Annotated in this window: 22 protein-coding genes; 13 read left to right on the top strand and 9 right to left on the bottom strand. The window is 63.0% G+C overall.

Annotated features, from left to right (window positions below):
- Positions 1-137: 137 nt before the first annotated feature.
- Positions 138-1,127 (top strand): hypothetical protein, encoded by a 990-nt coding sequence (locus EA473_RS01690; RefSeq protein WP_124193924.1) that lies wholly within the window; start codon positions 138-140, stop codon positions 1,125-1,127.
- A 56-nt stretch (positions 1,128-1,183) separates the two neighbouring features.
- Here the strand turns inward: EA473_RS01690 and EA473_RS01685 are convergent, their stop codons facing one another.
- From EA473_RS01685 to EA473_RS01660, 6 genes are all read right to left on the bottom strand, one after another.
- Entirely contained in the window at positions 1,184-2,266 is a 1,083-nt protein-coding gene (locus EA473_RS01685; RefSeq protein WP_124193923.1) for a hypothetical protein, read from the bottom strand.
- Positions 2,267-2,406: 140 nt separating this feature from the next.
- Positions 2,407-3,342: a thiamine pyrophosphate-dependent enzyme gene (locus EA473_RS01680; RefSeq protein ID WP_124193922.1), complete on the bottom strand. Its 936-nt coding sequence runs from the start codon at positions 3,340-3,342 to the stop codon at positions 2,407-2,409.
- A 2-nt stretch (positions 3,343-3,344) separates the two neighbouring features.
- The gene (locus tag EA473_RS01675; RefSeq protein WP_124193921.1) at positions 3,345-5,246 is read right to left on the bottom strand and encodes a 2-oxoacid:acceptor oxidoreductase subunit alpha; all 1,902 of its coding nucleotides are present in this window, start codon (positions 5,244-5,246) and stop codon (positions 3,345-3,347) included.
- A gap of 157 nt (positions 5,247-5,403) precedes the next feature.
- The gene (locus tag EA473_RS01670) at positions 5,404-6,192 is read right to left on the bottom strand and encodes a PHP domain-containing protein (protein ID WP_124193920.1); all 789 of its coding nucleotides are present in this window, start codon (positions 6,190-6,192) and stop codon (positions 5,404-5,406) included.
- A gap of 382 nt (positions 6,193-6,574) precedes the next feature.
- On the bottom strand, positions 6,575-7,726 hold the full coding sequence (aroC, locus tag EA473_RS01665; RefSeq protein ID WP_124193919.1) for a chorismate synthase: 1,152 nt from the start codon (positions 7,724-7,726) through the stop codon (positions 6,575-6,577).
- 84 nt (positions 7,727-7,810) lie between these two features.
- Positions 7,811-8,881 (bottom strand): glucose 1-dehydrogenase, encoded by a 1,071-nt coding sequence (locus EA473_RS01660; RefSeq protein ID WP_124193918.1) that lies wholly within the window; start codon positions 8,879-8,881, stop codon positions 7,811-7,813.
- 149 nt (positions 8,882-9,030) lie between these two features.
- On the opposite strand from EA473_RS01660, the gene EA473_RS01655 reads away from it, so the two are divergent.
- From EA473_RS01655 to EA473_RS01620, 8 genes are all read left to right on the top strand, one after another.
- Complete coding sequence (locus EA473_RS01655; RefSeq protein ID WP_124193917.1) at positions 9,031-9,588, top strand: TlpA family protein disulfide reductase; 558 nt, start codon at positions 9,031-9,033, stop codon at positions 9,586-9,588.
- A 4-nt stretch (positions 9,589-9,592) separates the two neighbouring features.
- Positions 9,593-10,309 carry a cytochrome c biogenesis CcdA family protein gene (locus EA473_RS01650; protein WP_124193916.1) on the top strand — a complete coding sequence of 239 codons (717 nt, stop codon included), beginning with the start codon at positions 9,593-9,595 and terminating at the stop codon, positions 10,307-10,309.
- A gap of 111 nt (positions 10,310-10,420) precedes the next feature.
- Positions 10,421-11,653 (top strand): mandelate racemase/muconate lactonizing enzyme family protein, encoded by a 1,233-nt coding sequence (locus EA473_RS01645; protein ID WP_124193915.1) that lies wholly within the window; start codon positions 10,421-10,423, stop codon positions 11,651-11,653.
- 266 nt (positions 11,654-11,919) lie between these two features.
- The gene (locus tag EA473_RS01640) at positions 11,920-12,573 is read left to right on the top strand and encodes a bifunctional 4-hydroxy-2-oxoglutarate aldolase/2-dehydro-3-deoxy-phosphogluconate aldolase (RefSeq protein ID WP_124193914.1); all 654 of its coding nucleotides are present in this window, start codon (positions 11,920-11,922) and stop codon (positions 12,571-12,573) included.
- 83 nt (positions 12,574-12,656) lie between these two features.
- Positions 12,657-13,388: a GNAT family N-acetyltransferase gene (locus tag EA473_RS01635; RefSeq protein ID WP_124193913.1), complete on the top strand. Its 732-nt coding sequence runs from the start codon at positions 12,657-12,659 to the stop codon at positions 13,386-13,388.
- Positions 13,389-13,884: 496 nt separating this feature from the next.
- Entirely contained in the window at positions 13,885-14,193 is a 309-nt protein-coding gene (locus EA473_RS01630) for a hypothetical protein (RefSeq protein WP_124193912.1), read from the top strand.
- A 41-nt stretch (positions 14,194-14,234) separates the two neighbouring features.
- Positions 14,235-14,894: a helix-turn-helix domain-containing protein gene (locus EA473_RS01625; RefSeq protein WP_124193911.1), complete on the top strand. Its 660-nt coding sequence runs from the start codon at positions 14,235-14,237 to the stop codon at positions 14,892-14,894.
- Between the two features lie 92 nt (positions 14,895-14,986).
- Positions 14,987-15,412 carry a response regulator gene (locus tag EA473_RS01620; RefSeq protein WP_165875174.1) on the top strand — a complete coding sequence of 142 codons (426 nt, stop codon included), beginning with the start codon at positions 14,987-14,989 and terminating at the stop codon, positions 15,410-15,412.
- A 40-nt stretch (positions 15,413-15,452) separates the two neighbouring features.
- On the opposite strand, the gene EA473_RS01615 is transcribed toward EA473_RS01620, so the two are convergent.
- Positions 15,453-16,046 (bottom strand): GNAT family N-acetyltransferase, encoded by a 594-nt coding sequence (locus EA473_RS01615; protein ID WP_124193909.1) that lies wholly within the window; start codon positions 16,044-16,046, stop codon positions 15,453-15,455.
- A gap of 413 nt (positions 16,047-16,459) precedes the next feature.
- Between EA473_RS01615 and EA473_RS01610 the strand changes: the two genes are divergently transcribed.
- The gene (locus tag EA473_RS01610; RefSeq protein ID WP_124193908.1) at positions 16,460-17,035 is read left to right on the top strand and encodes a cadmium resistance transporter; all 576 of its coding nucleotides are present in this window, start codon (positions 16,460-16,462) and stop codon (positions 17,033-17,035) included.
- A gap of 175 nt (positions 17,036-17,210) precedes the next feature.
- On the opposite strand, the gene EA473_RS01605 is transcribed toward EA473_RS01610, so the two are convergent.
- Together EA473_RS01605 and aroA are read right to left on the bottom strand one after the other, a co-directional pair.
- The gene (locus EA473_RS01605) at positions 17,211-17,564 is read right to left on the bottom strand and encodes a 4a-hydroxytetrahydrobiopterin dehydratase (protein WP_124193907.1); all 354 of its coding nucleotides are present in this window, start codon (positions 17,562-17,564) and stop codon (positions 17,211-17,213) included.
- 32 nt (positions 17,565-17,596) lie between these two features.
- On the bottom strand, positions 17,597-18,886 hold the full coding sequence (gene aroA / locus EA473_RS01600) for a 3-phosphoshikimate 1-carboxyvinyltransferase (protein ID WP_124193906.1): 1,290 nt from the start codon (positions 18,884-18,886) through the stop codon (positions 17,597-17,599).
- 230 nt (positions 18,887-19,116) lie between these two features.
- Between aroA and EA473_RS01595 the strand changes: the two genes are divergently transcribed.
- The 3 genes from EA473_RS01595 (at position 19,117) to EA473_RS01585 (ending at position 21,329) form a co-directional block, all read left to right on the top strand.
- Complete coding sequence (locus EA473_RS01595) at positions 19,117-19,476, top strand: MarR family transcriptional regulator (RefSeq protein WP_124193905.1); 360 nt, start codon at positions 19,117-19,119, stop codon at positions 19,474-19,476.
- Positions 19,473-19,814: a PemK-like protein gene (locus EA473_RS01590; RefSeq protein ID WP_124193904.1), complete on the top strand. Its 342-nt coding sequence runs from the start codon at positions 19,473-19,475 to the stop codon at positions 19,812-19,814. Before EA473_RS01595 ends, EA473_RS01590 begins: the two co-directional genes overlap by 4 nt.
- 279 nt (positions 19,815-20,093) lie before the next feature.
- Positions 20,094-21,329 carry a M24 family metallopeptidase gene (locus EA473_RS01585; protein WP_124193903.1) on the top strand — a complete coding sequence of 412 codons (1,236 nt, stop codon included), beginning with the start codon at positions 20,094-20,096 and terminating at the stop codon, positions 21,327-21,329.
- Positions 21,330-21,440 lie beyond the last annotated feature (111 nt).

Below are 21,440 nucleotides of genomic sequence, written 5' to 3'. Positions count from 1 at the left end.
CCTTTCTCTCTTCACGCCACGACAACCGGCGCCGTATCCTTCAGGGGCCCATACCCCCGTCGGTTTCCCACTGGATCGAATAGGAAAAAGCGAACGTAGGCACGGGCTATATCGCCGTCAAACGTGTAAGTGGGGTGATGACACTGGGCCGACGAGAGGTGCTTCAGCTCGCGGGCACAACGGCGATAGCGGGGACCCTCGGCCTCGCGGGCTGTACGACGGCCGATGCACGATCGATGCTCGAGGACGACGATCTCCCGGTGTACAGCCGCTGGCTCACGCTCGAGAACGGCGGCCTCGAGTTCACCCACGTCGACTGGACGAGCCTCGAGGGATACGTCGAGGACGAACTCGAGGAAGTCCAACCGACCGACGAGGAGGCCGTTCCGGCGGAGTACGAGGCGGATCCGATGATCGTACTGCCGTCTGAAGGGCTGCTCTCGGCGTACTTCTTCGTCGGCCTCACCCTCGCACCCTACGGGCTCGGCAGAATCCTCGAGGACGATCTCGAGTCCACCGTCGAGGGACTGCTGTCGACCAACGAGGCGTTCGTCGTGACCGGACCGATCGAACCGGCGGAGATCGACGACCGGCTGACCGACGAACCGGACAGCGAGTTCTTCCGACAGTTCGAACGGACGGACGAGATCGGCGACTACGACGTGTACACGCCGGTCGATGACGACGACGTGGCGATCGCCGTCGGCACGGATGCGCTCGTCGTCGCGATGGGCGACGGCGAGGACGACGATGTGGACGCGGCGGATCCGACGACGGTACTCCAGACGACTATCGCAACGGGGGCGGACGGCGTCGATCGGGCGACGGACGACGAGGAATCCCTCGAGTGGCTCGTCGGAACCGCGAGCGGGGACGTCTCGGTCGGTCAGTACGGCGACCGCGTCGACATCGACGCGGAGTTCGAGGGACTGGACGGAACCGACGGGTTCGTCTCGTCGCTCTCCGTCGAGGACGCGGAAACGTCCACCGGCGAGTTCGCTGCGATCATCGACGACCCGGACGAGCGGACACTCGAGGGGGTACTCGGCGCGTCGGCTGACGAACGGTCGATCGACGTCGATGACGACCGCGTGACTGCGACGGCCACGTGGCGGGAAGTGAGTTGATCCGGTCTCTCGAAGTTGATCCAGCCCATCGAACACGTCCTCCCGTTTCACGACCGCTATCCTCGCCAGTCGTCGGCGTACTCCCTCCAGAGCGCCGCCGCGACGGTAAACTCCGACGCGCTCGCGTAGCCGCGCTTGACGTACGCCTCGCCCGCGAGCGTACACACCTCGAGGAAGTTTCCGTACGGCTCGAGCAGCCGCTCGAGTCGATCCACCTCCCGGCGAGCGCGCTCCTCGAACCCGTACCTGGCGAGACCGATCGCGTACATGAACCCGTTCCAGGGCCAGACGTGGTAGTGGTAGTCGCGGTGCAACAGGAAAAACGGGTGGACCGCAGTGTGGGAGAAAGGGCGTTCCCGCATCCGAATCCCGTACGGCGTCTCGAGTCGCTCGAGGGCGTCGACGACCGACGCCGCCCGGTCGTCCTCGAGCAGGCCGAAGTAAAGCGCAACGACGTTGGCGTCGCAGGCGAGCGTCGACGACCCCCAGTGCTCGTCGAAGTACGTCCCGTTCCAGAGCCGCGAGCGTAGCTTTTCCCTGATGCGATCCGATTCGCCCGTAAACGTCGTTTCGATGCCACGGGCCTCGAGCCGTTCGACCGCGGCCAGCAGCATCGCCGTGTTGTACGCTTCGCGCGGATGGGCGGCCGAATCCCACCACGAGCTTCCGTTCCCGGTGACGAACCCCGAGTCGTCGACGAATTTCCTCCGGTGAAGCGCCGCGAGGTCGGCGACCGCGTCCGGACGCGTCTCGAGTCGTCCTGACTCGGCCAGCAGGACGACGAGTGCCGGGAAGGTGTCGACGCCTTCGGCCGGTGTTGCGGCGTTGTACCCGTCGTGAAAATCGGTGTAGAAGACGTCGGAAAGCCGATCGAGTATCCACTCTCCCGTATCGCCGACCGCCTCGCCGTACCCCGCGTCGGAGAGCCCTCGTGCGCCAAAACAGAGGTCGCGCGGCCAGACGCCCCTGAAGTGACCGCCGGCTTCGAATCCGCGGTCGGCCCGATCGGCGAGGATCGTTTCGGCTGCTCGCTCGAGCGAGCCGAGGTGTCGGTAGCCGTTCCGCCGTCTCTCGACGTAGTGCGAGAGTCGTCGTCCGAGTTCCCGACAGTAGTAGCGGCCGGTCTCGAGGCCACTCATGGAACTGGCTGGGACTCGAGGACGGAAGTATCTCTCGCGGACTTTGGAAACGAGTCTTGCGGACTCTCGGAAAACCAAGTATCTCTCGCGGACTCTCGGAAAACCAAAACCGAACGAACGCGCGGGATCGAACGGCGAGCTTACGTGTGGCGCTCGAGGAGGTCGTAGCTGCGCTCCCACTCGGCGTCGTCGTCGAAGTAGCGCTCGGCGAGCGGATCGTCGGGCATCTCGCCGACGGCTTTCTTCTCCTGGGAGTACGACGGTCGATCTTCGTCGACGTAGTACCGGCCGGTGAGGACGGTTCCCTCGTTGAGGACGTCCTCGGTCTCGCGCATCATCTCGGCCGCCTCGCGCCGATCGGTGACGTCGAAGTCGTAGTCGTCGGACTCCTGGACGTCGATATACGGGACGTACTGACGGGCGTCCTTGTTCCAGGTCGGACACTGGGTGAGGAAGTCGATGTGGGCGAACCCGTCGTGCTCGATCGCTTCCTTGATGATCTCCTTCGCCTGGTTCGGGTTGACCGCGGCCGTGCGAGCGACGTAGCTCGCGCCGGCGTTGAGCGACATCGAGAGCGGTCGAAGCGGCGTCTTCGCGCTCCCCGAGGGCTGGGTCTTGGACTTGTGGCCCTTGGGGCTGGTTGGCGAGGTCTGGCCCTTCGTCAGCCCGAAGATCTCGTTGTTGAACACGATGTAGGTCATGTCGTGGTTCTCCCGGGCGGTGTGGATCCAGTGGTTGCCACCGATGCCGTACCCGTCACCGTCGCCGCCGGCAGCGATGACCTCGAGTTCGGGATTCGCGAGTTTGGCGGCTCGGGCCACGGGCAGCGAGCGGCCGTGGATGGTGTGGAAGCCGTACGTGTCGAGGTAGCTGTTCAGTTTGCCCGAACAGCCGATTCCGGTGACGGTCAGCACTTCTTCGGGGGTCTTGCCGACCTCCGGAAGCGCCTGTTTCAGGGCTTTCAGAACCCCGAAGTCGCCACAGCCTGGACACCAGGTCGGCTGCGGTTCGACACCCGGGGTGAACTCGTCACGATCGATCTCTCGTTGTTCACCGATTGCGTTGAATGCACTCATGGTTAATCACCTGCTGCGGGTTCGATTCGAACCTGTGCGGACGGTTCGCGCTCCTCGTCGGCGAGGTTGATCTCGTAGCCCTCGACGACTTCGGCCGGCTCGAACGGGTTGCCGTTGTACTTGAGCAGGCTCGTCAGCTTGTCGCCGAAGCGGCCGAGTTCGCGCTGGATGTGACCGCGGAACTGGGCGGTTGCGTTCATCTCGACGACCATCGCCTCGTCGACGCTCTCTAAGAACTCGGTGACTTCCGTTTCGGGGAACGGCAGCATATCGGAGACGCTGAGTCCCTTGACCGAGTGGCCCTGTTCGTTCAGCCGAGCGACGGCCTCCTCGACGGCACCCTGGCTCGAGCCCCACGTGACGATGCCGTACTCGGCGTCTTCGTCGCCGAAGTACGTCTGGGTCGACTCGCGTTCGTCGAGTTCCTCGCGGATCGACTCGAGTTTCTCGAGGCGGCGATCCATCTGGAACGTGCGGTTGTCGGGATCCTCTTCGATGTGGCCGACCGGACTGTGTTCGTTACCGGTCGCGAGGTATCGCCCGCCTTTCTGTCCGGGCAGCGACCGCGGTGCGACGCCGTCCTCGGCGTCCTCGTAGTTGAACCGCTTGAACTTCCCGGAGTTGTCGTGTGCGGCTTCTCTGAGTTCTTCTTCGGTCAGCGTCGAGCCGAGATCCGGCGTCGGCTCGCGGTCGAAGAACTCGACGTCGACGTTGGCGTTCTCGCCCGAGAGCTTCTGGTCGTAGATGATGATCGCGGGGATCTGATAATCCCAGGCGATCTCGAAGGCGAGGCGTGTCTGCTCGTAGGCTTCCTCGATGTTGCCGGGCGCGAAGACGACGCGCTGGGAGTCACCCTGACTCGTATAGAGGACGAACTCGAGGTCGGCCTGTTCGGGCTTGGTCGGCATCCCGGTCGATGGACCGGCACGCATGGATTCGACGAGCACGAGCGGCGTCTCGGTCATCTCCGCGAGTCCGAGCGGTTCGCTCATCAGCGCGAATCCGCCACCGGAGGACCCGGACATGGCCTTGACGCCCGCGTGGCTCGCGCCGACGGCGAGCGCTGCGGCGGCGATCTCGTCTTCGACCTGTTCGGAGACGCCGCCCATGTCGGGGAAGTTCTGGCTGAGAATCGTGAACACGTCCGTCCACGGCGTCATCGGGTAGCCGGCGATGAACCGACAGCCGGCGTCGATCGCGCCGTAGGCGATCGCGTTCGAACCCGACAGCAACGCCTGTTCGGTCTCGTGTTCGCCGGTCGGAATGCGCAGATCGTGCTCGCGCTCGATCTCCTCGCCGACCATCTCGTTGGCCTCGTCGAGGATCTCGAGGTTGGCCTCGAGGACGTCGCCGCTCATGGCGTCTTCCATCAGGTCCTCGATGTGCTCGAGGTCCATCTCGAGCAGCGCGGCGGTGATACCGACGCCGGCGGTGTTGCGCATGACCTCCCGGCCGTGTTCTTTCGCGAGTCCCCGGAGATCGACGGGATAAACGTGCCAGCCGTTCTCTTCGGCTCGTTTCTCGAGTTCGAGCTCTGCGACCTCCTCTTCGTCCAGCAGGCCCTCGTCGTAGACGATGACGCCGCCTTCGCGGAGGTCGTCCAGGTTCTCCGAGAGCGGTTTGATCTCCTCGTTGCCGTAGTAGGCTTCTTCCTGCGGGTTCCGGGCGAACGAGTCCCCGAGTGCGAGCAGGAAGTTGTAGCCGTCCCCACGTGACTGTACCTCGTGTTCTGCGGCCCGGATCTCGACGTACGTGTGACCGCCGCGAATCCGCGATGGATAGTGGCGGTGTGTAAATACGTTGAGCCCCGAGCGCATCAGCGCCTTCGCGAAATTCTGACTCGTCGAGTCGATCCCGTCTCCGGAACCGCCTGCGATTCGCCAGATGAGTTCGTCGTCGCTCATAGCTAAATCAGTGGCCAGTGGCCAACCGTACGCGAATTTTGCCCTACCGAACCTAAAGCCTTTGCTATAGATTACCAAGGATCTTTCATGAAGAATGTACGTCCATTTACAATCCGCTATCGCATGTGAACATTAGTTACAAAAACCCGTTTCCTGTTTACTCTTTCGGCCGTTCGAGTCCCGGCGGGGCAACGGGGTCGACACCGTACTCGGCGACGAACTCCCGGAGGAAGTCGGCACGGTCGCCGACTTCGGCCGGGCGATGCGAATCGGTTCCGACAGTTACGGGCACGTCGAACTCTCGAAGCACCTCGAGAAACCGCTCGGAGGGGTGGACGATTTCCTCGTCGGTCAGCGCCCGCCCGGCGTTGATCTCCGGAACCGTCCGCGAGGACGCGAACGCGCTCGCGATCCGGCGGTAGTGGTCGTCCGTCGCTCGGCCGCGCAACGGCGACGTCCGCGCGATGAGATCGACGTGTGCGGCGACGTCGAACAGTTCCGACTCGATCAGCGAGACGAGGGTTTCGACGTAGTCTTCGACGATAGCGTCGAGTTCGTCGTCCGCGAGTTCCACGAAGTTCGACGCCACCTGAACGTTCATCCCCCGTATCTCGTGGACGCTGCCGAGCGCGTAGTCGAACGCCGCCTCCTCGAGAAAGGCCCGGATCTCGGGTTCGTCCCGCGGATCGTAATCCATCTCGACCGCGTCGTAGATCGCGAGACTCGTCTCCTCGCGCAGGCGTTCGATCGCTCGCCGACGTCGCTCGTAGGTAATATCGAGGTTGAACCCGTAGACGCTTCGGACCGTCTCGAGGCGTTCTCGTGGGGAGACGTTGCAGTGGTCGGTGAATCCGATCCCCTCGAGGCCGGCGCTCTCGGCGGAGCGAGCCATCCCCTCGAGAAAGCCCCCGTCGGAGTAGTTCGAGTGGGCGTGGAAATCCTGCATACCCATTCTACGGCCGACAGGCTGTTGGGTGTTGTGCCGATCGAAACCGACACCGCTCCTGCCTGATACGGATTACTGTAACTGTTTACCGGCGCACCCGCCGCCCGGGTCGCGGGTGCGCCGACAATGACTTACAGTAAACCGTATGAAACCGGGGATTGTTCTGATCGATGGCTCGATCACGCCGGGAATGGACTCGTGACCACAGCCTCGAACGGACCGGAACCGCTCAGGGCTGTCAGTAGAACACCGACGAATACGAGAGAGATACCGGACTCGAAAAGCGTTTTCGAAGAAACTGGCACCAACTGACGGGTGCTCTTTCACGAAGGGTAATATCGAGGAATACACCGGACCCCAAACGACTGATACTCCCCTCGAGCTACTCGTTTCGGGGATTACTCGGGTGGTAGTCCGTATCGTACTCGCCGGGCTGGTCGTCGACGCGGTCGGGGTTGATCCGTCCGGACAACAGCATGAAGTCCACGAGCGTGAGCGCGAGCATCGCCTCGACGACGGGGACGCCACGCGGCGGCAGGACGGGGTCGTGGCGACCGATGACCTGTTCCTCTTTGAGTTCGCCGGTCTCCCAGTCGGCAGTCTGCTGGGACTTCGGGATCGACGTCGGCGCGTGGAGGGTAACCTCGCCGTAGATCGGTTCGCCACTCGAGATGCCGCCCTGAATGCCGCCGTGGTCGTTCTCGACCGGGACCGGGTTCCCTTCGGAATCGAACTCCCAGTCGTCGTTTCGCTCCTTGCCGGTCCACTCGGCGGCCTCGGTACCCAGACCGAACTCGAAGGCCGTCGTCGCCGGAACCGCCATCATCGCCTGACCCAGTCTGGCCGAGAGCGAATCGAATCGCGGCGCGCCGAGGCCGACGGGGACGCCGCGGGCCTCGAAGTAGATGCTGCCGCCGATGGAGTCACCTTCGTCCTGGTAGGTCTCGATCAACTCTTGCATCTCCGCGGCGGTTTCGGGGTGGGCACACCGGACGTCGTTTTCCTCCGAGTGTGCGAGCATCTCCTCGAAACTGACTTCGGGAGCCTCGACGTCGCCGATCTGGTTGACGTGGGCCTTGAGTTCGATTCCCTCGAGTGCGAGCAGTTTCTTCGCGATGGCACCCGCGGCCACCCAGTTGACCGTCTCCCGGGCCGAGGAGCGTCCGCCGCCACCCCAGTTTCGCGTGCCGAACTTCGCGGAGTACGTAAAGTCGCCGTGGGACGGGCGGGGTGCAGTAATGAAGGGTTCGTACTTGCCGGATCGGGCGTCCTTGTTCTGGATGACCATCCCGATGGGGGTGCCCGTCGTGTACCCGTCCTGAACGCCGGATTTGATCGACACGTCGTCGGGTTCGCCGCGGCTGGTCGTGATCATCGATTGACCCGGCTTTCGTCGATCGAGGTCCTCCTGTACGTCCTCCTCGGAGAGCTCGAGGCCGGCGGGACACCCCGACACGGTACAGCCCATCGCTTCTCCGTGGCTCTCGCCGAACGTGGTCACCTGAAAGAGGCGACCGAAGCGGTTGCCGTTCATTACCCCGTCATCTGGGACGCGGATACTTATACTGTCGGAGAACGGGCACAGAATACTCGAGCGACGGATGGGTCGCTCGAGATCCTATATCCGATCGAACTCCACGGCCGTCTTCACGACGTCGTCGCCGGTGTCGAACGCCGACTCGAACTCGGAGACGTCGTAGACGCCGGTGACGAGGTCGTCGGTGAACCAGTCCGGGAGCTGGGCTAACGTATCGACCGCGGCCTCGAAGTGACCGCGGTGGGAGTTGACCGAGCCCACGAGCGCCTTGTTGTGGAGGACCATCTCCCGGTGGAGACGTCCACCGTCGACGTCGAACTCCCACGGTTCGGGGACGCCGAGCAGGATGCCGACGCCGTTCGGGGCGAGGACGTCGACCGTTTCGAAGGCGTGTCTGGGGTAGCCGGTCGCTTCGTAGACGATGTCGACGGCTTCGTAGGCCGCTGGAATCTCGGGAACCGGCGTCTCCCGGGAGTCGACGTACGTCGCGCCGAGTTTCTCGACGACGTCGATCGTCGGATCCGGCCGATCGCGGCGGCCGAGACAGTACGTTCGATCGATCTCGAGGACCTCCTCGAACATCGCGAGCGTGAGCAGCCCGAGCGAGCCGTTTCCGAGCACGAGCGCGGAGTCGGGATTCCACTCGAACGCCGATCGGGCGGCGACGGCGTGTTCGATCCCCTTCTCGGAGATGCTGATCGGCTCGACCAGGAACCCGAGCGGTGCGAGGTCGTCCGGAATCGGGACGAGGTACTCCTCGGGACTGGTGAAGTACTCGGCCATGAAGCCGTGAGCGCCGGCGATCCCCCGTTCGACGTATTCGCCGTCCGGTGCCATATCCGGCTCGCCCCGTTCGAAGTACTCGTTGTCCGTCCCGTCGGGCCACCGACGCACCGTCGGAACGACCACCTGACCGACCTCTAAGGCCGTCCCGTTCGGGTCTTCGACGACGCCGACGGCCTCGTGGCCGAGGACGAGTTGGTCTTCGTTCGCCGGCACGTCGCCGTGGTTGCCCGCGATGACTTCGTGGTCGGTTCCGTCGACGCCCACGCGAAGCGTCCGCACGAGCGCTTCGCCGACGTCCGGTTCGGGGCGTGGCCGGTCCACGAGGACGGGTTCGCCAGCCCCTGGTTCGACAGCGATCGCCTTCATACTCGCCGAAAGGGGTCGAGAGCATTAAAGATTTACCCATACTGTAGTAAATATCTGTACGATACTGTCTGGGTGCCGTCCAGGGTAGTCGCCACTCGTCTAGAAAATCAAAGGAAACACTCTTGTAGTGCTGTCAGCAATCCAATCACATGGTCCCCGACCTCCCCCCTTCCAGTCGGACGTTTACCCGCCGTGGTACCCTCGCCCTCGCCGTATCGATCCCGTTTTCGGGCTGTCTCGGAGCCATCTCGAGCGTGATGGGAAATCAGGTTCCTCCGAGCGTTCCCACCGACCTCCGACAGGAGAGCCTCGGGGTCGTCGACGACGAGGGGACGATCGACATCGTCACTGACGCCGACCTCACGCTCGTCTACTTCTTCGCGACGTGGTGTGGACCGTGTGGCCCACAGCGAGAGGAGTTACGCGAGGTCCGTGAGGAGTACGACCCCGAGACGCTGGCGATGCGCGCCGTTTCCCCCGAGGACGACGAACAGGAAGTCGTCGACTACTGGGAAGACCACGAAGTGGAGTATCCGGCCTGTACCGACCCCGACTCGGATATCCATTCCGAGTTCGGCGTCAGCGCCTACCCCTCGCTCGTCCTGGTCGACGGCGACGGCGACGGCGACGTCCGGTGGCACACCTCCGGAACGGCCGACGCCGACGAGATCATCGAACAGGTCGACGACGAACTCGTCGACGAGTAAAACCGTGCTGTCGGATCTCCGCCTCGTGATCGCGTTTACCGCCGGGACAGCGACGTTCTTCGCTCCGTGTGCGTTCCCGATGCTCCCCGGCTACGTCGCCTACTACCTCGGCGGGGACGGGTCCAGTTCGACGCGATCGTCCCTTCGGCGCGGTGCGGTCGTGAGCCTCGTCGCCAGCGCGGGGATGTTCGCGGTGTATCTCGGCCTGGTCGGGATCGCCGTCGCCGTCGGTTCGCAGTATTTCCATCGACTGGTGTTGCTCGGAGCCCTCGTCGGCGTCGCGTTGATCGGTCTCGGCGTCGCGATGATCACCGGTGCCACCCACGGCCGCCTGTTTTCGATGCAACTCCCGGAACGCGAGCGCAGCTACCGCGGGTACTTCGCGTTCGGGGTCGCCTACGCGATCGCTGCAGCCGGCTGTACGGCCCCGTTTTTCATCACCGTCGTCGTCTCGAGTCTGAGCATCGGTCCGGCCGCTGCGGTCCTCACGATCAGTGCGTACGCGAGCGGAATGGTCGTGATGCTCGTCGCGGTGACGCTTCTGACGGCGGTCGGCCACGCCTCCCTGTTTCGGCGAGTGGTCCCCGGGTTCCAGCGCGTGATGCCACCGTGGATGACGCTGGATCGTGCAGGTGGCACGCTGTTGATCGTCGTCGGCGTCGTTCAGCTCTACCTGTTTCTGTTCGAGTACGGCGGGCTCTTCCAGCTCGGACTCGCGTAATCGGTCTCGAGCGACGACGATCACCCATCCGACGGAAACGAGAATATCCGCCGACGACAAATGGGTTTCGGGATAGCAACTATTACCCGCGTTCGAGTAGCCACCTAGGCCATGGGCGTCGATTACTCCACGCTACACGATCCGAACGCCGAGTACACGATGCGTGATCTCTCCGCGGAGACGATGAACGTCACCCGCGAGCGCGGCGGCGGGCGGGACGTCGAGATCACCGACGTTCAGACGACGATGGTCGACGGGAACTTTCCGTGGACACTCGTGCGCATCTACACCGACGCCGGAATCGTCGGCACCGGCGAGGCGTACTGGGGAGCCGGCGCGCCCGAACTCATCGAGCGCATGAAGCCTTTCCTCCAGGGCGAAAACCCGCTCGACATCGACCGGCTGACCGAGCACCTGACCCAGAAGATGTCCGGGGAAGGATCGATCGGCGGCGTCACCGTCACCGCCATCTCCGGCATCGAGATCGCGCTCCACGACCTCGCGGGGAAGATCCTCGACCTTCCCGCCTACCAGCTGATGGGCGGGAAGTACCGCGACGAGGTACGGGTTTACTGTGACTGTCACACCGAGGAGGAAGCCGACCCGATCGCCTGCGCCGAGGAGGCCGAACGCGTCGTCGAGGACCTCGGTTACGACGCGCTCAAGTTCGACCTCGACGTCCCGTCGGGTCACGAGAAAGACCGCGCGAACCGCCACCTCCGGGAGCCGGAGATTGCTCACAAGGTGAGCATCGTCGAGGCCGTCACCGAGGCCGTCGGCCACCGGGCGGACGTCGCCTTCGACTGTCACTGGACGTTCTCCGGTGGCAGCGCGAAGCGCCTCGCCGCGGCGCTCGAGGAGTACGACGTCTGGTGGCTCGAGGACCCGGTTCCCCCGGAGAACCACGACGTCCAGCGCGACGTCACCCAGTCGACGAGCACGCCGATCGCGGCCGGCGAGAACGTCTACCGCAAGCACGGCCAGCGCCGGTTGATCGAGGAGCAGGCCGTCGACATCATCGCACCCGACATGCCGAAGGTCGGCGGCATGCGCGAGACGGCGAAGATCGCCGACAAGGCCGATATGTACTACATGCCGGTGGCGATGCACAACGTCTCCTCGCCGGTGGCGACGATGGCGAGCGCCCACGTCGGCGCGGCGATCCCGAACTCGCTTGCCGTCGAGTACCACTCCTACGAACTCGGCTGGTGGGAGGACCTCGTCGAGGAGGACGTCATCGAGGACGGCTACATCGAGGTCCCCGAGGAGCCGGGACTCGGCGTCACGCTCGACATGGACGCCGTTTCCGAGCACATGATCGACGGCGAGGAGCTATTTGATTGAGCGAATCGACATCGACCCTGCCGAACTCCGTTCGGCGGCGTTCGACTGAGCGCCGAGACCTCGAGGGCCGACCCGCCGACTCGCCGACCCGCCGACTCGACAGTCTGCCGACCCGCGGTTCTTTTTCGTTCGTGAGTAACTTTCTTGCTCCGGGGTGGCGAACCGACGTTCGTGATGACAGATTCAGTTCCGACAGATCGGGCCGCGGCCGTGGAGAGCCGTGCAGGGACGGGAGCAAGCCGGCGAAACGCGAGGGTGACCGCCGTATGACCGGTTCGCGTGCGGTTCGAGAGCGGATCGTCGAGAGCGGCGTCCTCGCCGTCCTGCGCGGAATCGACGAGGACTCGATCGTCCCGGTCGCCAGGGCGATCCACGAGGGCGGCGTCCGTGCACTCGAGGTGACGGCCGACGGGACTCGAGCGGCGGAGAAGATCGCTGCGGTCGACCGCGAGCTGGCGGGAACGGAGACGGTCGTCGGGGCGGGGACCGTCCTCGACGCGGCGTCGGCGCAGTCGGTGATCGACGCCGGCGCGTCGTTCGTCGTCTCCCCGCACGTCGACACCGACGTCATTCGGACCTGCAACCGCCACGGCGCGTTCGTCGCGCCCGGCGTCATGACGCCGACGGAGGCGGTGACCGCGATGGACGCTGGCGCGGACGTTCTCAAGATGTTTCCCGCGAAGACCGTCGGCCCGGCCCACATCGGCGCACTGCAGGGCCCACTCGGCGACGTCGAGATCATCCCGACCGGCGGCGTCTCGCGGGACAACGTCGCGGATTACTTCGACGCCGGAGCGCTCGCTGTCGGTGCCGGCAGCGCGCTCGTCGACTACGAGGCCGTCGACGACGGCGACATGGATCGGGTGCGAGAGAGCGCGGCGTCGTTCGTCGACGCCGTCGAAGACGCTCGAGCGCCGTAGGGAGCCGTTCGACCCCGATTCCGGCGGGACTGTGGTAACTAGTAGCAAGAGTTATTGCGGTCGTCGGGGTGTATCGAACGGACATGCGCGCACCCGAGCGACCGACGTTCGACGACGAAGTGAGCAAGGAGATTTACCAGTACATCGAACGTCACGGCACCGCGGCCCGACACCGGGTCCGCGACGCGGCAGCGGTTTCCCCGGAACAGTTCCAGGACCACCTCGAGCAACTGAAAACGCGGGGCTACCTCGAGGAAGAAGGCGGGACACTTCGCGTCGCACTCGAGGTCGGTTCGATCGAGGAGTACGACACCGACGCGGGGACGGTGACGATCCGACCCGCCCGACACGCGGATTTCGAGGGCCTCGTCGACACGATTCGAGACGTGACCGAGACGGAATCGTACGTCGTGGCCGAAACCGTCGCCGAACAACTGCTGTACGAAGATTCCGTCTCACGGCACACGACCGTCGAATCCCGGGTCTTCTTCGTCGCGACGATGGAGGGCTCCGTCATCGGCTGGACCCACCTCGATCTCCCTCACACCGCGAAGCTCCAGGACACCGCACAGCTTACGGTCGGCGTTCGCCCCGACTACCGCAACGCCGGAATCGGCAGCCGGCTTCTGACCCGCGGCCTCGAGTGGGCCGAAGCCAACGGCTACCGGAAGGTGTACAACAGCGTCCCGGCGATCAACGACACCGCCCTCTCGTTTCTCGAGTCCCACGGCTGGCACACCGAGGGGATCCGCAAGAACCACTACACGATCGACGGCGACCACGTCGACGAAGTGTTGATGGCCTACCGGATTTGAGCGGGAATCGGTGATGCGTCGGGGGGAGCGATATTCGTCACGAACAGTCCTCGCTTCCTTCATCACACACCATCAATTATATTATAACTCATGCCTATCGTCATGGTGAAAACCATCGCGCTCCAGAACACCGGCGCGGGGGCATGCGTATCGAAATCCCCCGGGTGGTAGAGACACCCGAGACGGTGGCTTCCACTGCGGCTTGCAATGGCTGCCATGTTTTCGTTACTGCCACCGAGACAAAAAGGTCTCGCACGACGCCCAGTATCGCCATCGATCAGCCACAGATCCGAAACAGCGGCCGCTCTGCCGCGACTCGAGCCGGCCGACATGACTCGAGTTGGTTCGACTCGCGGTTTCGAACCTGCCGGTTGCAGTACCGCTGGTCGCATTCCCGCTGTCGGGCACAGCGTCACCGGTCACGACCCCGTTGCCGAGCCCAGCGTCACCGGTCGCAACTCCGTCGACGGGGCCGGCGGACGAGCGGAGGCCGCCGATGAGTTCGAGCGACGACCACGCTATCGGGAGCGCCGACGACCTCGCTGATCCAGTCTGCGACCGCTGTGATGATCGGATCCCCGAAGAGCGGGTACTGTACCTCTCGAGTCAGCCCTGTCCCGAACTCGAAGAGCAGGATGCGGCCGTCACGAGGACGTACTGTCCCGACTGCATCGCCGGCATCGGGCTGCTCGAGTTCGCACGGGAGGATCGAACCTGCTCGTCGACGAAATCGGACTGTGGAGTGCTCGAGGGGCGATATTCTATAAGACTGGTTCGGCAGAGTCGTTCGGCCCGGTCACACTGATCGAGGGAGGTTTTTACAGCCAGCGTGACATCGTTCGAGTAATGGCTACTGAAGCGACCTTTACCGTTCCAGCCGATCAGTTCCCCCTCGGAACCGTGTTCGCACAACTGCCGAACGTGACGGTCGAACTGGAGCGACTGATCCCGTCGCGTGACGTGGTTATTCCCTACTTCTGGGTTCGAGGAACGGAAGCTGAGGACATCGAGGGAGAGTTTGCTGACCACCCGGGCGTAAAGCACATCCAACTCGTCGATTCCGTTGAGAATGAGTATCTCCTGCGTGTCGAGTGGTCACTCGAATACGACGACGTGCTGAGTGTGCTGATCGAGGCAGACATCCCGCTCATCAAAGCGACCGGCACGAACCGGCAGTGGACGTTCGACATTCGCGGGGATACTCGAAGCGATGTTGCAACCTTTCACTCCCGGTGTCGAGAGTTGGACATCCCCGTCACGCTGACGGAACTGCACGCACTGACGCCGGTCGAGACTGAAACCGAAGCAGCACTCACTGACACACAGCAAGAAGCGCTGGTACTCGCCTACGAGCGTGGATACTTCGAGTCTCCGCGCGAGGTGACGATGGAAGAACTCGGCGACGAACTGGGTATCTCCCAGCAAGCCATCGCGTCTCGGCTCCGCCGTGGGATGAAACACATCCTCGGGAGTACCCTTCCCGAAACGAAGAAACCGAACCACTAATACTTAAAGAGCATTGTATATACAAAAGTAGATCTGACGGTGTTGCCCGTCCAAGGGGGAGCACATTCAGACGTGTTCTGAGAGAGCAAACCGTGAAAACATCAAACTACTCTGACTCTCTGAGGGGAGTGAACGATCTCCTATTAGTGGAGGATAACCCGGCTGATAGTCGATTCGTCGAAGAGACGGTCAACAATTCCTCACTCGATGTGACAGTCCACAGTGTCTCGACGAGTGCGGCAGGTTTGGATTTCATTCACCAGCAAGGGGAGTACCCGGATGCACCCGAACCCGACCTCGTATTTCTCGACTGGAATCTCCGACGAACGACTGGGAGAGACGTATTGACGGTACTCAAGGATGATTACTCTCATATCCCGGTGGTGATACTAACCGGCTCGAAAACGAAGGTAGGGACTGATCATTTACCCTCGTCGAAGGCGGATTTGGTGAGGGAAAAACCGACCGACCCCGACGGATACATCAAAATCATCCGTTCGGTAGCTCCCAGTCATTGACTCCCTCCGGATAGCTGGTTCGGTAGATACAGACCACCTCTTAGCATTCGATCGATTCGAAATACTCCGCTCGTGAAATCGAGTATCGGTGAACGTCGGCGACGGAATCGGTCGTGGGAAGCCAATTTCGCAGAAGACCGTCGTACTGTCCGTTATATCGTTCGACGTACTTGGTAATCGCTCGACGAGACTTCTCGTTTCCATCGATGCAAGCGGCGGAAACGAGTTCGAGATCGAGTCGGTCGAACGCAACGGAGAGGAGGGCATCGGCTCGCTCACCGGAATACCCGCGTCCCCAAAACCGTTTGTCGAGAAGGATGCCGAGGTTCGCAGACCGTTTCTCCCAGTGGGGATACAGACCTGTCGTTCCGGCGATGACGCCTGCCCCGTCTTCCCCGTCGGTCGGTCGGATCACGTATTTCGCACCCTCGACGTCGTCCCACAATTCTTCAGCTTCGGCGACGTAGTCGTACGTCTCTTTTACCGTCTCGTGTGGCGAGGAATCCCAGTACTCGAACATCTCCTCCGCATCGTCTCCAGCGGAGTAGAGTTCGTGGAGATCGAACACATCGACGGAGTCGTACGAAATTCGCTCGAGACTGAGTCGATCCGTCTCGATACGTTCGGGGAACATACTACATCCTCCACCAGCGGAAGCAATAATTGTGGTATGGGGTTGTGTTATAGTAGCCACTGGAAGCCACTGGACACCTGATTGTACAGGGTGAACGGGGTTCGGAGCGTACGCGGTTCGGAGCGTACGCGGTTCGGAGCGTACGCGGTTCGGAGCGTACGCGGTTCGGAGCGAGTGAAACGAGCGAGAACCGCGGAACAGCGAGCGGGGAACGAAGTGACCCGTGAGCGAGTGAAACGAGCGAGAACCGCGGAACGGCGAGCGGGGAGCGAAGTGATCCGTGAGCTGTACGATGGGTGTGTAAATCGGTCCAGTTGTTACTGCAGTGGCCGTGTTTCGTCGTTGCACTCTCGCTCGAGAATCAGTCGGGAGTCGGCCGAATAATTTTAGGTGATATCATCTTTTCTCGAGCCGTGGAGACACTCTTCGTCGCAGCGGGATTGTTCATCGCAACTAACATCGATATACTGATCGTCGTCACCGCCTTCTGTCTCGATGAGGATTACGCCACCGTTGAAGTGGTAGTTGGCTACTGTACGGGATTTCTTGTCGGACTCTGTGGAGCCGTCTTCGGTGCGTTCGTCGTGACTGGCGTCTTACAGCGGTGGGCGTTCTTACTCGGGGCTGTCCCGGTCGTCCTGGGGCTCTGGGGACTGTTCCGGCTCGAACCCGACCCGGTGGGCGACGAACTACAGGTGATCCCGGGGCCGACGGGTCGGATTTGGGTCGTCACCGTAACGGCGATCGGCCTGAACGGCGAGAATCTAGCGGTCTATATCCCGTTTTTCGTCGGTCTCACATCGGCGGAACTTCTCGCAGTGATACTCGCCTACATCATTGCCGCAGTGATCTTGTTTCTCGTTGCCCTCCTGATCACGCGCCTCACACACGATCTCCCGCATCCAGCTTGGATCGACAGGTGGCTCGTCCCAGCGGTGCTGGTATTCGTCGGTAGTTACGTCATCATCTCTGGATGGATCGCCGTTTGAGTTCCATACCCAAAAAAGGGAAACGGGGTGTCGGATTGTGAAGTGTACCCAACAATTCTAACCCACGACCTGACGCGAATGTACCCTTTCTCTCGTGCTGAGGGTGATCAGTGGACCGGCCGTAATTCACCTGTACCGTCCACTCGAGTGCACGTCGATCGACGATCCGGATCGCTCACTCGGGTGCGTACTCCTCGTGGATTCGATCCATCCGCGCCGCCATGACGAAATCGGTCTTGTGGAGGCCGTCGATTTTGTGCGTCCACATCTCGATGGTCACTTCGCCCCACTCGAGGTGGATATCCGGGTGGTGCCACTCGTCCTCGGCGAGTTCGCCGACGTCGTACGTAAACTCCAGCGCGTCGCGGAAATCCTCGAACGGGTACGTTCCCTCGAGGTGGTGTTCGTCGACGACGGTCCAGATATCGTCGTCGAGTTCCTCGAGATACTCCGAAAACTCCGCTTCGGTAAGCGGTTCGTCCTCGGACGTGCACGCTTTACACTCCTGATCCGCAAGCGATTCGGACATACGTCCCGTTTCGCCTCTGAGCCCTAAAGACGTTACCGACGCTCGAGGCTCGCGCCGAGGCCCTCGAGCACGTCGAAGAAGCCGGGGAAGGAGACGTCGACGTGCTCGGCGCCCGCGATCGTCGTCTCACCGTCGGCGACCAGCCCCGCGAGTGCGAGGGCCATGACGATCCGGTGGTCGCCCCGGCCGTCGACGGCCGCCCCCTCGAGTCGGGAGTCGCCACCGTGGATCGTCAGCGAGTCGCGCTCTTCGGTCGACTCGACGCCCAGCTTCCCGAGTTCCTCGGCCATCGCGCTCACGCGATCGGTCTCCTTGTAGCGGACGTGCTCGGCGTTCGTGATGTGGGTGTCGCCGTCGGCGACAGCGCCGAGGGTCGCGATCGTCGGCAGCAGATCGGGTGTGTCTTCGACCGACACCTCGATCCCCTCGAGCGATCCCGCCGAGACGTCGATCGCACCGGCTTCGCGGTCCCAGTCGACGGTCGCACCCATCCGGTCGACGATCTCGACGATGGCGGTGTCACCCTGTGCGCTCGGCTGTGCGCCCTCGATGCGGACGCCGTTCTCGCCGGCGATCGCGCCCGCCGCGAGCGGATAGGATATCGACGAGAAGTCCCCGGGAACGGCGTACTCGCCGCCGTCGACTCCGTAACGCTGGCCTCCCTCGACCGCGAAGCCGTCGTCGGTCCGACGGGCGTCGACGCCGAAGTCCTCGAGGAGTTCGAGGGTGATGTCGACGTACGGCGCGGATTTGAGCTCCGTCTCGAGCGTGATCTCGATCCCCGATTCGGTCACCGCGCCGGCCATCAACAGGGCCGTGATGTACTGCGAGGAGACGTCGCCGGGTATCGACACCGAATCGCCGGTGATGGGGCCGGTGACGACCAGCGGTGCCCGTCCGTTTCCACGGGTGCTCATCGCGTCACCGCCGAGATCGGCGATCGCCTCGAGCAACGGCCCCTGGGGCCGCGAACGCAGCGACTCGTCGCCGGTGAGCACCGAGGTACCGTCGGCAAGCGCCGCCGCCGCGGTGACCAGACGCATCGTCGTTCCGCTGTTGTCGCAGTCGATGACGGCCGACGGGACGCCCGGCTGGCCGTCGAACCCGTCGATCTCGAGCGCTCCGCCGTTGCGTCGGTCGACGTCACCGCCGAACAGCTCCACCGCCCGGGCGGTCGCGCGCGTGTCTGCGCTCCAGAGCGCGTCCCGGACCGTCGTCCGATCGGCGTAGCCGGCCGCGAGGATCGCTCGGTGGGTGTAACTCTTCGACGGCGGTGCTCGGATCGTCCCCTCGACGCTCGAGGGCGAAATGGTGACGTGCATGGTCGGTCTGTGGAGTGGATTCCCTATACCGGTACCGATCCGGTGGGTGGTGCCGGATCGGGACGGGCTAATACTCTCAGACAGAACTATCGTACTTCCAGCAGCAAGCTCACTGGTGCCTTGAGGCACAAGGCGCGCTCAAAGAGTCAAACCGGCCTTCAGACGTGAGTGTACTCCCCCTGTAACAAACACCCAAAATAGCTATGGGACCACGGAACCAACAGTGATTTATGTCGAGCGGTACCATCGATATCGACGAGTTCGAGAACGCCGACGACGATGAATTCGAGGAACGAAACGACACCGAGCGGATCGTGTTGTTCCTCGATGAGAACGACGACCGGGCGTGGAAGGCGGCGACGATCGCTGACCAACTCGATCTAGATACGGACGCTGTCAGTGCCATCCTCTCGCGACTAAAGGAACGAAATCTTGTACGGCACAAGCGTCCGTACTGGGCGATCACAGACGACGAGGACCGTCTTCGAGCCGCCTACCGACTTCACCAGCACCACCAGACTGCAGACGAACAGTACGGTGAGGAGCATCTCGAGGAGTTGAAAACTGACGAGATGGAGGAAGTGAAGTGACTGCGTTCGATGAACTGGAACGCGGTGATATTATCTGGGGGACCGATCCGCTCTCAGACAAAGGTCGTCCGATGCTCGTTCTGGGAACACCTCGATTCCCGAACCACGGTGTACAGCTGATCACCGTCCTGATCTCCACGAAGACCTACCACGAGGAGTCACTCACGCTCCGCGACGACGACTACAAAGGCGAGTCACTCGGAGAACGGAGTTACGTCCTCCCGTGGTCGCTCGTAACCCTTAACGATGCGTCAGAGGTGGAATTCCATATGACCTCTCTGGTCGACGAACGGACCGAAGACGTGGCCACACAGTTAATCAGCTACATTTCCTCTTGAGCGAACCGTGCTGGCGTCAACGGCGACACCGGGCGATTGAAGCGCAACGTTGGAGCCAAGAACACTTCTTGCCCAGTTCGCACAGTTGGAATACAGTGATTCTAAAATGTGACCGACAGACAGCCGTGATCCTGCGGATTTAATATATCAACTTTCTGATACAGACCCATGTATGATCTGCCCGGGTTTCAAAATGTGAACTTCTACGATAATCCCCATCAGAGGCGAAACCGCCCGGTACCCCCCGTCGTTTTGTGCTCGCCCTGCACACACTCCGGCATGGAGTTTACCGCCGATCTCTCGGCTCTGATCGACGTCCTCGCTTCGGACGACGTCGACGGCTATCTGATCGACGACGATTCGACGGATTCCGACCAGCGATACGTCTCCGGGTTCACGGCACCCGACGCCTACCAGACGCTCGTCACGCCCGACGGCGGGGTTCACCTGCTCGTCTCGGGACTCGAGTACGGTCGTGCCACCGCCGAGTCGAACGCCGATTCGGTGACCCGTCGGGCGAGCTACGACTATCAGGGACTGGCCGCCGAACACGGCCCTCACGAGGGGAAGATCCGCATGCTCGAGTCGTTTCTCGACGACCACGACGTGGGCTCCGTCTCCGTCCCGCGCTCGTTTCCGACCGGGACGGCGGACGGCCTGCGTGACCGGGACGTGTCCGTGTCGGTCGAATCGGAGGGGGTTATCGAGGGGATTCGCGCGACGAAAACCGAGTGGGAGATCGAACGGATCCGGGGCACCCAGCGGGCCAACGAGGTCGCGATGGCGACCGCAGAACGGCTCATCGCGGAGGCCGACGTCGCCGGCAGCCCGGCACGGAGTTCCGCGAGCGCCGATGAGTCGCTCGAGTCGGGCGTCCTCGTCCACGACGGCGAACCGCTCACGAGCGAGCGGGTCAAAGAGGAGATCGAGGTGGCACTCCTCCGCCACGGCTGCGGGTTAGACGAGACGATCGTCGCCTGCGGTGCGGACGGCGCGGATCCCCACGACCGTGGAAGCGGCCCCCTCACGGCCGACGACCTGATCGTGGTCGACATCTTCCCGCGGGACAAGGAGTCGGGCTACTTCGGTGACATGACCCGGACGTTCGCCCGCGGTGATCCCGGCGAGGAGGCGCGGCGACGGTACGAGGTGACCGAGCGAGCCTACGAAGCCGCCCTCGAGGAGGTCGAGGCGGGCGTCACCGGTGCGGACGTCCACGACGCCGTCTGCGACGTCATCGAAGACGCGGGCTACGCGACGTTGCGCACCGATCCGAGCGCGTCGACGGGATTCATCCACAGCACGGGCCACGGCGTCGGTCTCGACGTCCACGAACAGCCGAGCATCTCGCCCGTCGGCGGCGAACTCGAGGCCGGCCACGTGATCACGATCGAACCGGGAATCTACGACCCCGCCGTCGGCGGCGTTCGAATCGAGGATCTGGTGGTCGTCACCGAGGACGGCTACGAGAACCTGACGGAGTACCCCGTCGACCTCGAGCCTGTCTCGCGTTGACATCCTCCCCGCGCTGAAGCGCGAGGTTTTGCGCCTGTTCATCCCATAAGCCGGATCGAGGTCCGTCCCGGTCCGGTGTCGTCCCCGCGGTATCGTCCCTGGATCGATCGT

It is taken from the genome of Natrarchaeobius chitinivorans (assembly GCF_003841505.1).
GTDB classification, from domain to species: domain Archaea; phylum Halobacteriota; class Halobacteria; order Halobacteriales; family Natrialbaceae; genus Natrarchaeobius; species Natrarchaeobius chitinivorans.
The sequence above is the reverse complement of the archived record's forward strand: the minus strand, read 5'-3'. Positions and strand labels throughout refer to the sequence as shown.